The following is a 12,863-nucleotide window of genomic DNA, read 5'->3' as shown; positions in this document are numbered from 1 at the left end:
TCGCGTACCGTTTGAACGTTCGCTGCCCCCGTGCGATAGACATTCATCCGCCGTTCACCTGCATCAGGATGATATCGGTCGATCTCGCCTCGCGTTTCTCACCGGGACCTCCTCTTGAATTTTATCGTGGCCTGGCGCCGCTTTTTGTTCGCGCTCGCCTTGCTGGCCTTGCCGCCGGCCGGCTCAAACGCAGCATCTGCATCCGATGCAATCCACCTTGCGCAGGCGCAGCCACAAGCGCAGCCGTCGCCCGCCCCCTCGCCGACTCCATCGGCTTCACCCGCTCCCGCGACGGAGGTGCAGCCCGCCGCCGTCGAGCCGATCGGCAATGTCGCAACGGTGACGGGCATCGCGACCGTGATCCGCGACAAAAATTCCTATCCGCTGCGGGTGCGCGACGACATCTATCTCAACGACGTCGTGCAGACTTCGTCGAACTCCTCGCTCGGCATCACCTTCGACGACGCGACCACGTTCAACCTTTCCGCAAGCACGAAGATCACCATCGACACTTACGTCTATGAGGACGGCGGCAAGCACAACGCAGGAATCTTCGACATCGGCAAGGGCACGGTCGCCTTCGTCGCGGCGGCGGTGGCAAAGACCGGCGACATGAAGATCACGACGCCGACGGCGACGCTCGGCATCCGCGGCACCACGGGCGTCGTCGACGTGCCGGAAGGCGGGGCCGCGAACAAAGCCAACAACGTCAACATCAAGCTCTATCCCGACGCCGACGGCCGGGTCGGACACATCGACGTCGACGATCGCACGAGCGGGACGCGGCTCGGTGCGCTGACGCAAGGCGCGAGCGGTTTTGCAATCCGGCCGGGCGCAGCCGCTGCCGGCGTCATGCGCTTTGCCGCGGTGCCGATCACGATTGCGCCACAGCAGATCGCACGCGACCGCGGCTTCGTCGGCCAGGTGCATCTGGCGCAGACCACGGGCCGGCAGATCGTCACCGAGCAGCGCGACTTCCGCCGCGCCAATCCGACCGCGAGCCCGCGCATTCCGCGGCCGTTCCAACCGCCGCAACAGCAACAATTGCGGCCGAACACGGCGCCTGGCCAACAGCCGCAGCGGCCGAACGGCCAGCCCGGTCAGAACAACCGTCCAGGCCAACAGCAGCCGGGCGCGCCAGGTCGCCAAGGCAACCAGCAAGGCGCCCAGCCGCCGCAGCGGCCGGGCCAAGGCGGCGCGGTGCAACCGGGTACGCCGCGCGCGGGTCGAGGTCAGCAGCAACAAGGCCAGAAGCAACGCGCGGGGCGTCCGGCAGGCCTACCGCGTGCCGGTCAAGGCACGCAGCCTGACGGCACGCCGCAAACCCGGCCGCAACGCGGTGGACAGATTCCGAGGCAGCCCGGCGGAGTCGCGCCGCAGCAGCCGGGCGGAGCGCAACAGCAGCCCGGCCTGCAGCCGCGACTGCCGCGCACCGGATTGCAGCCGGGCCAGCCGCCCGCGGTTCAACAGCCGGGCATGCAGCGACCGGGCAGCTTCCAGCAGCGCCCGCCCGCCGCACAACTCCCCGCAGCGCCGCGAAGGCCAGTGCCGGCCCCAAAGGAGAAGGAGCGGCGGTGACGTGCGTCAGCTTGCTGCTCTCTCTCCCCGTCATTGCGAGGGCAGCGAAGCAATCCAGAGTCCCTCCGCGGAAAGATTCTGGATTGCTTCGCTGCCCTCGCAATGACGATCTGGAGGGAGCGACGCTATCTTGGCCGTATCAACCCGCGGATGCTTCCGCACCCGTAAGCTGGGCGCGACAACAATTTACGCCTCGCCACGCAGCCAAGCCTTCATCTTCTGCAACAGACCATGCCGCAACTCGCCGACCGAGGCCGCTTCAGCCGGTGTCAGTGTCTGCAAAGCTGCATCGACATCGTCGGTTGCCAGCGTCGGCTCGGACGCAGGCGAGGATGCAAGCCCCGCCGCCGCAAGCGCGATCGGGCCGATCTGCGTCAGGAATACGCGCTCGTACTCGCGCGAGAGGCGCGCGAGCGCGTCTTCCAGCGTCAGCCAGTCGACCGCCTTGATGTCGTTCATCAGCTTGCGGACCGGACCGTCCCCGGCCTCCATCCGCCAGAAATGCACCACCTTGGAACGTCCGCCCGACTGGTAGACGAGCGTGCCCAGAAATTCGTGGATGGCGACGTCGTGGCCGGTCTCTTCCAGCACTTCGCGATGCGCGGCTTGCTTCGGCGTTTCGCCGTCATCGAGCTTGCCCTTGGGCAAGACCCATTCGTTGCGCTTGCGCTGGCGCACGACGGCAATCAGCGGCGGCGCACCTCGCCGCAGCACAATACCACCCGCCGCCATGACCGGCGCCCGCGCCATCACCCAATCCGTCGTCGTAGAAACGTCCCCAGGAACGATATAGGCGCCCGACCCGGCGGATTGAAGGCTAGTTTTTTCTCAGCAGCGCTTGACCCGCCCGGATGCGCACGCCCTCGGCGATTCCTTCGCAGAAGGTGAAATCGCCGGGCGCGAGGATGATGATGGTCGAGCCGTGCTCGAACCAGCCGAGCTCCTCGCCCTTGGCCACGTTGACGTCGCAGGGGAAATTGACCGGCCCCCTGGTCTGCGCGTTCAGCACCATGTCGAGGAAGTGCAACCGGATGCTCGCGACCAGGATCGCGGCGACCGGCACCAGCGTCACGGCTTCGCCCGTCGGCAGATGCGTGCGGATCACCGCGCGCTCGTTCTTGCAAAACAGACGCTCGACCCGCTTCAGCGCGATCGGGTTGACGTTCCAGACATCGCCATGGATCAGCGTGACGCGCTCGATATGCGCGTCAAAAGGCGCGTGGAAGCGGTGATACATGCTCGAGGTCAGCCGCAGCGTGACGAAGGAGCCGTTGCGGTGCTGGTCGACCAGCACGGAGTCTCCGAGCAAATCGAGTAGCGAGTACGGCGCGCCCTTGACCTGGAACAGCTCGGTGTCGGCGATCCGGCCATGGGCGCCGACGATGCCGTCGGACGGACTGGCGACAATGGAGGGGTCCGGATCAAAGGGCCGCAAGCCGGGCTTGAGCTCCCGTGTGAAGCAGTCGTGCAGACTCCTGAAATGGGTCTTGCGCGCCTCCGACAGATCGAGGTCGGAGAACAGCTTCCACAGCGCGATGGAGCCGTCCCGCACCAGCGGGTTCTCGATCTTGGAGAACCAGCCCATGAAACGGGTCAGCGCCGCGCGGGGGATGCGGTTGGTCAACAGGAAGTTGAGGTCTTCCTGCTGGGTGAAAGAGGCGATGAGGGCTTTGACTGTCATGAATCTGTCAGCTCGCAGTATTAGCGCTTGTTGTCATGGAAACGACACTCCCGATTCTTTCTTTGTCCGTGGCCGCCGCAGCGTCCGCTGCCGCCGCCTTCCCGAAAATCAAGGCGCGGATCGAATTGTCCCGCGCCAAGCACCGCTCGCTGGCCGGTCACTCCAAAATGTCGCGCCGGGTGGCAAAGCTGCTCCCGTTCTACGAATTCGAGGGCGATGCGTACTTCGCCTGCGATGGCGCGCCCGCGAACATCGCGGCCCGGCGCAAGGACGGCTTCTTCCGCCTCGCAAGCCTCTACGCCGAGCGCTACCCCAAGGGCCGCGCGATGACGAAGGAAGCGGCGGAAAAGATCTCCGACCTGCACTTCACCGAGACCTACCGCGTGCCGTTCCAGTTCTCGCGTCTGGTTCGCGAGCATTTGGGCACCTCGACTTTCGTGGAGTCGTCGCGCGGCGTCACCGTCACGGATGTCGACGGCAACACCTCCTACGACCTCACCGGGTCCTACGGCGTCAACATCTTCGGCAACGACTTCTACAAGGAATGCATCGAGGGCTCCGAGAAGCGGGCGCACGCACTCGGGCCGGTGCTCGGCCCCTACCATCCCGTCATCCTCGAGAACGTGGCGCGGCTCTGCCAGATCTCGGGCCTCGACGAAGTGTCCTTCCACATGTCCGGCACCGAAGCCGTGATGCAGGCGGTGCGGCTCGCGCGCTATCACACCAAGCGCAGCCATCTCGTCCGCTTCGCCGGCGCCTATCACGGCTGGTGGGGCGACGTGCAGCCCGGCGTCGGCAATCCGATTCCCGCGCACGAGACCTACACCCTCGCCGAGATGTCCGAGAAGACGCTGCACGTGCTGCGCACGCGCAAGGACATCGCCTGCGTGCTGGTCAATCCGCTCCAGGGCCTGCATCCGAACGGCAACGCGCCCGGCGATTCCTCGCTGGTCGATTCCTCCCGCGGCGGCAATTTCGACCGCGCCGCCTACACCGCGTGGCTGAAGCAGCTGCGCGAGGTCTGCACCGAGCGCGGCATCGCGCTGATCTTCGACGAAGTGTTCGTCGGCTTCCGCCTCGCCGCAGGCGGCGCCCAGGAATATTTTGGCATCAAGGCCGACATGGTGACCTACGGCAAGAGCCTCGCCGGCGGCCTGCCGGTCGGCGTGGTCTGCGGCAAACGCGAGCTGATGCGCCGCTTCCGCGACGATCGCCCCGCCGACGTCTGCTTCGCCCGCGGCACCTTCAACTCGCACCCCTACGTCATGACGGCGATGGACGAGTTTCTGAGCCGGCTCGCCAGCCCGAACTTCCGCGCCGTCTATGACGGGCTGGAAGAGACCTGGAACGGCCGCGGGCAAAAGCTCAACCAGATGATGGAGGGCGCCGACCTGCCGGTGCGGTTCGCCAACTTCTCGTCGATCTGGACGGTGAAATACACCACCCCGTCCCGCTACAACTGGATGCTGCAGTATTACCTTCGCGCCGAAGGCCTGTCCTTGAGCTGGGTCGGCACCGGCCGGCTGATCTTCAGCCTGAACTACACCGATGCCGATTTCACCGAGGTCGCCGAGCGTTTCGTCCGCGCGGCCGAGAAGATGAAGGCCGACGGCTTCTGGTGGCACGATGGCGTCCTCACCAACAAGACCATCAAGCGGCAGATCCTGAAAGAGATGCTCGCCAAGCGCTTCGGGCGCTGAGGCTAGTTCCTCCAACGGCGTCATGGCCGGGCTTGTCCCGGCCATCCACGCGTCTCCGCGCGAGAACTCCAAGACGTGGATGCCCGGGACGAGCCCGGGCATGACGCAACCATCAGACATCGGAGGCCTTGGTGAGAACGGCGCGCTCAGGCGTGCTGCTCTTCGAGCGTGGGCTCGCCGATGAGGCCCAGCGTGTGCTCGGGGTTGAGGTGCAGGCCGGGATCCATCAGCTCGCCGCGCATCAGCGCCAGCGGCGCGTTACGGTAGAGCATCAAATCATGGAAGGGGTCGGTCAGGATCTTCGTCATCCAGACGAGGCCGGTCTCGACGTCGCGGATGAAGAACAGGTGCACCGTGCGGAACAGGAGACCGCCACCGCCGACCACGAGCCAGATCTTGGCGACCTGCCGCATGAAGTCGGTTGCGCCTGCCCAGGGCGTGAACAGTCCGAACAGCGTGGGATCGACCAACAGCACCAGTGGCGACAGCGCCCAGATCGACATCAGCACCACCTTGCGCTGAAGGTTGTAGCCGACCTTGATCTCTTCCTTGTGCTCGTGCGTCGCCTGATTGACGTGGTCGTAGCCGTGCGGCTCGAAGAAAAAGTGACCCGCCTGACGCGAGGTCATCGACACCAGCCAGCCGACCAGCGCGGAGACCATGGGATCGACGAACAACCAGACATAGGCGAACAGAAAGCTCAGCGCGCTGACGAAGTGCAGGCTCTGATTGATGCGGCTGTGGTGATAGTAGCGATGGTCGTCCCAGCGCTGGATCCGCAGCTGTTCGAGATAGTTCTTGATCATGCTCTTCCCCAAATGCTTTCGGGTTCAGGATTTACAGAGATTCGATGTAGGTCGTGTGACATCATCATTTTGTCATGTGACAATGTGCAGCGACGCGGTGACGCACGCGACCCGTGAGCTTGGGTTACGCCGCCTTGGCGACGTCGAGCTTGCGGAAGCGCACCAGCGAGAAATGACCGAGCGGCGGGATCAGGCGGCGCTCGGCCAGCTCGATGCCGTCGGCACCGGCCAGCCATTTGGCGTAACGCGACCAGGCGAACTCGGCGGTGCGGAAGCCGAGCGGGCGCACCACCGGCTGCAGCTTCTGCTCGATGAAGCGGCGCATGCCGTTATCGGCGCTGACGCGGGTGAGGATGATCAGCTCGCCGCCCGGGCGCAGCACGCGGGCGAATTCGTCCAGCGCGACTTCCGGATTCGGCACGGCCGTGACGACGTATTGCGCCATCACGACGTCGAAGGAGTTGTCGGGAAATTCGAGCTTCTCGGCATCCATCACCGCGAGGCCTTCGACGTTGTTCAGCTTGCCCTCGGCGACGCGCTGGCGCGCCTTGTCGAGCATCGCCTCCGAGATGTCGGTGCCGAAGATGCGCAGATGCGGCGCGTAGAGCGGCAGCGAGATGCCGGTGCCGACGCCGACCTCGAGCACCCGGCCGCCGATCTTGTTGGTGGCGGCGATCGCGGCCTGCCGGCCCTTGGCGAACACGCCCCCGAACACGAGGTCGTAGACCGGCGCCCAGCGATCATAGGCCTGCTCGACCGTGCCACGGGTGAGGTCGAGCTGCTGGGTGCCGTCAAGGTTCATGATCTTAGCCATCGGTGAGGTTCTCGCTGTGGTTCAAAACGTTGAGGTCAACCGCGCACCGGCCGCCGCGCCATGCGAGGCGAGGCGCGCAAGGCACGGCTGGGCTGAAGTGAGGTGAGGTTGCCGACGAACTGGCGCGCGCTGTTTTCCCAGGAGCGCTCCAGCGCGAAGTTGCGGCAGGTCTGGCGCGACATGGTGAGCGCGCGCAGGCACGCGGCGCGCAGATCGTGGTCGATCGCGCCGATCGGATGATCGGCGATGACATCCTTCGGACCCGTCACCGGAAACGCCGCAACCGGCGTGCCGCAGGCGAGCGCCTCGAGCTGCACCACGCCGAACGTGTCGGTCAGGCTCGGAAACACGAACACATCGGCGGCGGCGAGATGGGCGGTGAGATCGGCGCCCTTCTTCTCGCCGAGGAAGACCACATCAGGATATTTCTTTTCGAGCGCAGCCTTCTGCGGGCCGTCGCCGACGACGACCTTGGTGCCGGGGAGGTCGAGCGAGAGGAACGCCTCGAGGTTCTTCTCCACCGCCACGCGGCCCATCGTCATGAAGATCGGCCGAGGCAGATCAAGCTTGGCCGGAGAGTCGGGATGGAACAGCTCGGTGTTGACGCCGCGGGTCCAGAAGCCGAGCCGCTTGAAGCCGCGCTCGGACAGCTCCTGCCGCAGCGAGGCCGTCGCCACCATCGTCATCGCGGCGGCATCGTGGAAGTGGCGCAGCACGGCGTAGCCGACACTCGCGGGGATGCCGGTTCGCACCGAGACATATTCCGGAAAGCGCGTGGTGTAGGAGGTGGTGAAGGCGAGCCCGTTGCGACGGCAATAAGCCCGCGCCGCCCAGCCGATCGGCCCCTCGGTCGCGATGTGCAGCGCTTCCGGCGCCGCCTTCTCGATCCGCCGCGCAATCTCCTTGCCGCTCGGCAGCGCAATGCGCAGCCCCGGATAGGTCGGCAACGGCCACGACCGAAAGCCGTCCGGCGTGAGGAAGTCGATCTCGACATCCAATGCCTTGGCCGCGCCAGCCAGCGAGGTCAGCGTCCGCACCACACCGTTGACCTGCGGATGCCAGGCGTCAGTCGCGATTAATACCCGCATGGGGAAATCCCGAGATTTTTATGATTCTCGGCTTTGGACCATCAACCACGGATATTTCAGGCGTGTGACGTCATGTAAGTGTCGGCCCGCTGTTTTGTTCGTTAACGGGTCCGCGCAGCCACGAAACCGTCATGAAACAATCGTTGCCGCCATGAAGCCGTTTTCGGTTTTCCGCGCAAACGTCCCGAAACTTCTTGCCGTTAGTGATTTACGCAACAGAGCACCGAAGCGGTGCCGGGGCGGCCAAGCAACACCGCGCAAACAGGGGCGACCAATGATCAATCTGGAGACGTTGAAGACTTATTCGCGCGCCGTTGTGTTTGGCGCAGTGGCTGTCACCGCGATCGCGTTCGCCGGCCCGGCCAACGCCGCGCCCGTGCAGCTCTTCCCGTTCTTCCAACCGCTGCCGCCGATCGCAGCGCCGCAGCCGTACCAACCCTATCAAGCGACGCCCTATCAGGCCGCGCCGTCCGAAGATCAGGACGTCATTGAAACACCCGCCCGCTTTCGTCGTCAGACGGTCTCCTACGCGACGCGTGAGGCGCCCGGCACCATCATCATCGATACGCCCAACACCTACCTCTATCTCGTGCTCGGCAACGGCCAGGCGATACGCTACGGCATCGGTGTCGGCCGCGACGGTTTCACCTGGTCCGGCGTGCAGTCGGTGACCAGGAAGGCGGAGTGGCCGGCGTGGACCCCGCCGCCGGAGATGATCGCCCGCCAGCCCTATCTGCCGCGCCACATGGCCGGCGGCCCCGGCAATCCGCTCGGCGCCCGCGCCATGTATCTCGGCGGCACCATTTACCGCATCCACGGCACCAACGCGCCCGAGACCATCGGCAAGCAGGTCTCCTCCGGCTGCATCCGCCTGACCAATGACGATGTCTCGGATCTCTACTCCCGCGTCAATGTCGGCACCAAGGTCATCGTGCTGCCGATGACGGAGCGCCGCGCCGACCTCGGCGCCGCGACGCGGTAAGCAACAGGACATTGTGACGCAAACGGCCCCGGAACCCACCGGGGCCGTTTTCGTTGGCCCTCGGCATCCCGATGCGCGCGCGTGCTGCGGCGCGATCCCCGATGGAGGCGCCAATGCAATCACGTCCGCAAACGCCGCAAGGCACATGGCTGCGCGTGTTCGCGGGCGCAGTGGCGCTGCTGCTGTCTGCGCCCGCCTCGCTCGCACAGCAGCCGGCGAGCAGCGACGCAGCCCAGCAGGCGTTCAACAATTCCTGCCGAACCTGCCACTCGGTGAAAGAGGGCGACAATCGTCTGGGCCCCAACCTCAATAAAATCGTCGGACGCAAAGCCGGCTCGCTGCCGAACTACAACTATTCCTCATCGATGAAAGAAGCCGATTTCGTCTGGGACCAGGACAAGCTCACCCGCTTCATGGTCAAGCCGGACGAGGTCGTATCCGGCAACAAGATGCAGCCCTATGGCGGCGTCTCGGCGGAGGAAGCGGCGAAGGTGGTTGCATATTTGCAGGCGGCTTCGCCGTAACCAGCCCCCGACGCAGGACGCCGACCGGTTATCCGTCCTAGTTCCCCTTCACCAGCGGGCAGCCGCCTTTGTCGAGCGGACGGAAGGCCTCGTCGCCGGGCACGGTGGCGATCAGCTTGTAGAGGTCCCACTCGCCCTTGGAATCCTCGGGCTTCTTGACCTCGAACAGATACATGTCGTGGACCATGCGGCCATCGATGCGGATCTTGCCGTTCTTTGCGAAGAAGTCGTTGACCGGCGTCTTGCGCATCTGCTCCATCACCTTCGGTGCCTCGTCGGACTTGATGGCGTCGATCGCCTTCAGGTAATGCATGGTCGCCGAATAGAGCCCCGCCTGGATCATGGTCGGCATGTGGCCGACCTTCTCGTTGAAGCGCTTGGAGAAGGCGCGCGTCTCCTCGTTGGTGTCCCAGTAGAACGCGTCGGTGATGATCAGACCCTGCGTCGACTTGATGCCGAGCGAATGAACGTCGGTGATCTCCATGAGCAAGGCGATCATCTTCTGGCCGCCCTGCGTCAGGCCGAACTCGGCCGCCTGTTTGAGCGCGTTGGTGGTGTCGCCGCCGGCATTGGCCAGCGCGACGACCTTGGCTTTGGACGCCTGAGCCTGGAGCAGGAAGGAGGAGAAGTCCGACGAGTTGAGCGGATGGCGGACCTCGCCGAGCACCTTGCCGCCGCTCTCCTTGACCACGTTGGCGGCGTCGCGCTGCAGCGCCATGCCGAAGGCGTAGTCCGCGGTGACGAAGAACCAGGAGTCCTCCCCGCGCTTGACCATCGCCTTGCCGGCGACGTTCGACAGCGCATAGGTGTCGTAGGTCCAGTGCACCGTGTTGGGCGAGCAGGCGACGCCCGTGATATCGGATGAGCCGCCGCCGGAATTGATGTGGATCTTGTTCTTCTCGCGCGTCAGCGCCGAGATTGGCAGCGCCACCGACGAGGTCGGCACGTCGAAGATCGCGTCGACCTTGTCGTTGTCGTACCAGTTGCGGGCGATGTTGACGCCGACGTCGGGCTTGTTCTGGTGATCGGCGGAGACCACGGCGACCTGCTTGCCCGCGACCTTGCCGCCGTGATCGGCGACCGCCATCTCCACGGCTGCGAGCGAGCCCTTGCCGGTCGCGTCCGCATAGAGGCTCGACATGTCCGTGAGCACGCCGATCTTGACGACGTCGTCGGAAATCTGCGCCTGCGCGGCGCCCGAAGTGGCGGCGAGAGCGAGACCGGCCGCGACCGCGGCGATGAGTTTTTGCATTTTGTTTCTCCCTTTGTGTTGTTGTTTGGGCTTTGTTGCGGGAGCCGTTCTAGCGACAATCGCTGGCGGGAGCAAAGCCCGGGATGTGCGAGGAGGGTTGAGAAATAAGCAGGGCGCGGCGGTGTTCCTTCGTCTCTCCCCGCTTGCGGGAAAGCAATCGAATTTGATCCGAGAGTTTGGGCGCGAAGCCTCCGCGTCATGGCCGGGCCTGTCCCGGCCATCCACGTCTAACCATGCGGCGCGAAGAACGTGGATGCCCGGGACAAGCCCGGGCATGACGACTTCTCGCGCATGCTCACAGGCGATAGCCCTGCCGCAAGCCGGGTGAGAGAGAAGCGCCGATCCCGCTCACGCGCTGCCCTTGAGCCGTTCATTGCGTCGGCGCAGGCCTTCCAGCGTGGCGAGCAGGATCACCGAGACCGTGGTCAGAATCACCGCCGCTGCCGTGATGGTCGGGCTGATGTTCTCGCGGATGCCGCTGAACATCTCGCGCGGCAGGGTGCGCTGTTCCGGACCTGCCATGAACAGCACGATCACCACCTCATCGAAGCTGGTCGCGAAGGCGAACAGCGCCCCCGACGCCACGCCGGGCAGGATCAGCGGCAGGATCACGCGGCGGAACGCATCAAGCGGCGAGGCCCCGAGCGAGGCGGCGGCGCGTGCCAGATTGGTGTCGAAGCTTTGCAGCGTCGCGCCGACCGTGATCACCACGAAGGGTGTCGCCAGCGCGGTGTGGGCCAGGATCAAGCCGAGATAACTGCCGGTCAGTCCGATCGGCGCGAAGAAGAAATACAGGCCGACCGCGGTGATGACCCCGGGCACGACGACCGGCGACAGCACGAAGGCCAGCACGAGCGGCTTGAACCGGCTCTTCCACTGCGCCAGCCCCAGCGCCGCCAACGTGCCGAGCACCATCGACAGCAGGGTCGAGGACACCCCGATGATCATGCTGTTCTTCAGCGAATTCATCCAGCGCGGCGAATTGATGAAGTCGTCATACCAGCGCAGGGAGAGGCCCGGCAGCGGATAAGTGAGATACGAGCCCGAGCTGAAGGACAGCGGCATGATCGCGAGGATCGGCGCGATCAGGAAGATGAACACCAGCGTGGAGATCACGATGGTCGCGGCCCACGCGATGCGCTGGCTGGGCGTGCGGAGGGAGGGACTGTCGCTCAATTCTTCATCCCTCCCGTCACCTGCTGTCCCTGCACCAGCTTTCCGTAGACGAGCGCGAGCAGAATAGTGGCGAGCAGCAGCACCGCACCCAGTGCCGAAGCAAGGCCCCAATTGGCCGTCTCGGTCGTGTAGAGCGCGATGAAGTAGCTGATCATCTGGTCGGCGGCGCCCCCGACGAGTGCCGGCGTGATGTAATAGCCGAGCGCCAGGATGAAAACGAGCAGGCTTCCCGCGCCGATGCCGGGCAGCGTTTGAGGCAGGTAGATGCGCAGGAAGGCGGCGACCGGCGGCGCACCGAGCGAGGCGGCGGCACGCATGTAAGCAGGCGAGATCGCCTTCATACTGCTGTACAGCGGCAGGATCATGAACGGCAAGAGAACGTGGGTCATGGCCACGCAGACACCGAAGCGGTTGTAGATCAGGCGCAACGGCGCATCGATGATGTCAAGCCAGAGCAGGCTTTCGTTCACGACGCCTTTGCCCTGCAACAGAACGATCCAGGCGCAGGTGCGGACCAGCAGAGACGTCCAGAACGGCAGCAGGACAAAGATCATCAGCAGGTTCGACCGGCCGGGCGGCAGCGCGGCCAGCAAGTAAGCGACCGGGAAGCCGAGGATCAGGCAAAGTGCCGTGACACTGAGGCTGATGAGGAAGGTGCGGACGAAAACGTCGCGGTAGATGGCCTGATCCGGCGGGGCCGCGACGATCGCGCCGTCCACGTTCCGCGTCAGGTCGAGCGCCGACAAAAGATAGAAGCCGGTCATGGGACCACTGGCGTCCTTGATCGTGGTCCAGGTGGCGCGTTCGCGCCAGGCGGGGTTGATCTTGCCCAGCGTCTCCCTGGCCGTGCCGGGCTCGGGCACGGTCTTCAGATTGCGTGCGGTGCTGGTCAGGATCGTGCGGAAGCCGTTCAGTGCGTAATTTAGCCGCTTGGCCGCAATCGCAATGGTGCCGGAAGCGCGCGCCGCCATGATGTCGCCGGCCAGCGCCGCGTAGGCCTTTTCGTCCGGCAGATCCCTGCCGTCCCAACTGGCGAGAGCCGCGATGGTCTGAGGCAGAATCTGGCGCACCTCCCGGTCATCGACCGAGCGCCACAGCATGCCGGCGATGGGCCCAGCGAAGGTGAAGAGCAGGAAGACGAGAAGCGGCAGCACCAGCGCCAATGCCTTGACCTGGCGTGCTCGCTCCGCACGCCGCAATCGGCGCTTGAGCGGCACCTCGGTCGATGCGTTGGCGCCGGTCAAGAGCGCATCCGTCATTGG

General features: G+C 65.1%; 12 protein-coding genes. 4 read left to right on the top strand and 8 right to left on the bottom strand.

All coding sequences use genetic code 11. The annotated features are described in order from the left end of the window. Window positions 1-123 precede the first annotated feature (123 nt). Window positions 124-1,578 (top strand): FecR family protein, encoded by a 1,455-nt coding sequence (locus ABIB66_RS26520; RefSeq protein WP_354256133.1) that lies wholly within the window; start codon window positions 124-126, stop codon window positions 1,576-1,578. A 186-nt stretch (window positions 1,579-1,764) separates the two neighbouring features. Here ABIB66_RS26520 and ABIB66_RS26515 read toward each other — a convergent pair whose 3' ends face one another. After that, entirely contained in the window at window positions 1,765-2,328 is a 564-nt protein-coding gene (locus tag ABIB66_RS26515) for an NUDIX hydrolase (protein ID WP_275173932.1), read from the bottom strand. Window positions 2,329-2,395: 67 nt separating this feature from the next. After that, entirely contained in the window at window positions 2,396-3,259 is an 864-nt protein-coding gene (gene asd, locus ABIB66_RS26510) for an archaetidylserine decarboxylase (RefSeq protein ID WP_354205251.1), read from the bottom strand. A gap of 35 nt (window positions 3,260-3,294) precedes the next feature. Between asd and ABIB66_RS26505 the strand changes: the two genes are divergently transcribed. Beyond that, window positions 3,295-4,959 carry an aminotransferase class III-fold pyridoxal phosphate-dependent enzyme gene (locus ABIB66_RS26505; RefSeq protein WP_354205249.1) on the top strand — a complete coding sequence of 555 codons (1,665 nt, stop codon included), beginning with the start codon at window positions 3,295-3,297 and terminating at the stop codon, window positions 4,957-4,959. Between the two features lie 146 nt (window positions 4,960-5,105). Here the strand turns inward: ABIB66_RS26505 and ABIB66_RS26500 are convergent, their stop codons facing one another. The 3 genes from ABIB66_RS26500 to ABIB66_RS26490 all read right to left on the bottom strand — a co-directional run bounded on the left by ABIB66_RS26500 (window position 5,106) and on the right by ABIB66_RS26490 (window position 7,667). Then, window positions 5,106-5,765 carry a hypothetical protein gene (locus tag ABIB66_RS26500; protein ID WP_354205247.1) on the bottom strand — a complete coding sequence of 220 codons (660 nt, stop codon included), beginning with the start codon at window positions 5,763-5,765 and terminating at the stop codon, window positions 5,106-5,108. A gap of 124 nt (window positions 5,766-5,889) precedes the next feature. Beyond that, window positions 5,890-6,579: a class I SAM-dependent methyltransferase gene (locus ABIB66_RS26495; protein ID WP_354256118.1), complete on the bottom strand. Its 690-nt coding sequence runs from the start codon at window positions 6,577-6,579 to the stop codon at window positions 5,890-5,892. A gap of 35 nt (window positions 6,580-6,614) precedes the next feature. After that, complete coding sequence (locus ABIB66_RS26490) at window positions 6,615-7,667, bottom strand: glycosyltransferase family 4 protein (protein ID WP_354256115.1); 1,053 nt, start codon at window positions 7,665-7,667, stop codon at window positions 6,615-6,617. Window positions 7,668-7,941: 274 nt separating this feature from the next. Here ABIB66_RS26490 and ABIB66_RS26485 point away from each other — a divergent pair, with 274 nt between their 5' ends. Then, window positions 7,942-8,649: a L,D-transpeptidase gene (locus ABIB66_RS26485; RefSeq protein ID WP_354205243.1), complete on the top strand. Its 708-nt coding sequence runs from the start codon at window positions 7,942-7,944 to the stop codon at window positions 8,647-8,649. Between the two features lie 113 nt (window positions 8,650-8,762). Further along, window positions 8,763-9,173: a c-type cytochrome gene (locus tag ABIB66_RS26480; protein ID WP_354205241.1), complete on the top strand. Its 411-nt coding sequence runs from the start codon at window positions 8,763-8,765 to the stop codon at window positions 9,171-9,173. Between the two features lie 37 nt (window positions 9,174-9,210). Here ABIB66_RS26480 and ABIB66_RS26475 read toward each other — a convergent pair whose 3' ends face one another. The 3 genes from ABIB66_RS26475 to ABIB66_RS26465 form a co-directional block, all read right to left on the bottom strand. Then, entirely contained in the window at window positions 9,211-10,425 is a 1,215-nt protein-coding gene (locus ABIB66_RS26475) for an ABC transporter substrate-binding protein (protein WP_354205239.1), read from the bottom strand. A gap of 348 nt (window positions 10,426-10,773) precedes the next feature. Beyond that, entirely contained in the window at window positions 10,774-11,601 is an 828-nt protein-coding gene (locus tag ABIB66_RS26470) for an ABC transporter permease (RefSeq protein ID WP_354205237.1), read from the bottom strand. Continuing rightward, window positions 11,598-12,860, bottom strand: coding sequence for an ABC transporter permease (locus tag ABIB66_RS26465; RefSeq protein WP_354205235.1), 1,263 nt, complete (start codon window positions 12,858-12,860; stop codon window positions 11,598-11,600). Before ABIB66_RS26465 ends, ABIB66_RS26470 begins: the two co-directional genes overlap by 4 nt. Window positions 12,861-12,863: the final 3 nt, after the last annotated feature.

The organism is Bradyrhizobium sp. F1.13.3, assembly GCF_040548265.1.
Lineage (GTDB): Bacteria > Pseudomonadota > Alphaproteobacteria > Rhizobiales > Xanthobacteraceae > Bradyrhizobium.
The sequence above is the reverse complement of the archived record's forward strand: the minus strand, read 5'-3'. Positions and strand labels throughout refer to the sequence as shown.

Coding starts and splice junctions, on each gene's coding strand:
- ABIB66_RS26515 (WP_275173932.1), bottom strand. CDS start 2,328: ATGGCGCGGGCGCCGGTCATGGCGGCGGGTGGTATTGTGCTGCGGCGA.
- asd (WP_354205251.1), bottom strand. CDS start 3,259: ATGACAGTCAAAGCCCTCATCGCCTCTTTCACCCAGCAGGAAGACCTC.
- ABIB66_RS26505 (WP_354205249.1), top strand. CDS start 3,295: ATGGAAACGACACTCCCGATTCTTTCTTTGTCCGTGGCCGCCGCAGCG.
- ABIB66_RS26500 (WP_354205247.1), bottom strand. CDS start 5,765: ATGATCAAGAACTATCTCGAACAGCTGCGGATCCAGCGCTGGGACGAC.
- ABIB66_RS26495 (WP_354256118.1), bottom strand. CDS start 6,579: ATGGCTAAGATCATGAACCTTGACGGCACCCAGCAGCTCGACCTCACC.
- ABIB66_RS26490 (WP_354256115.1), bottom strand. CDS start 7,667: ATGCGGGTATTAATCGCGACTGACGCCTGGCATCCGCAGGTCAACGGT.
- ABIB66_RS26485 (WP_354205243.1), top strand. CDS start 7,942: ATGATCAATCTGGAGACGTTGAAGACTTATTCGCGCGCCGTTGTGTTT.
- ABIB66_RS26480 (WP_354205241.1), top strand. CDS start 8,763: ATGCAATCACGTCCGCAAACGCCGCAAGGCACATGGCTGCGCGTGTTC.
- ABIB66_RS26475 (WP_354205239.1), bottom strand. CDS start 10,425: ATGCAAAAACTCATCGCCGCGGTCGCGGCCGGTCTCGCTCTCGCCGCC.
- ABIB66_RS26465 (WP_354205235.1), bottom strand. CDS start 12,860: ATGACGGATGCGCTCTTGACCGGCGCCAACGCATCGACCGAGGTGCCG.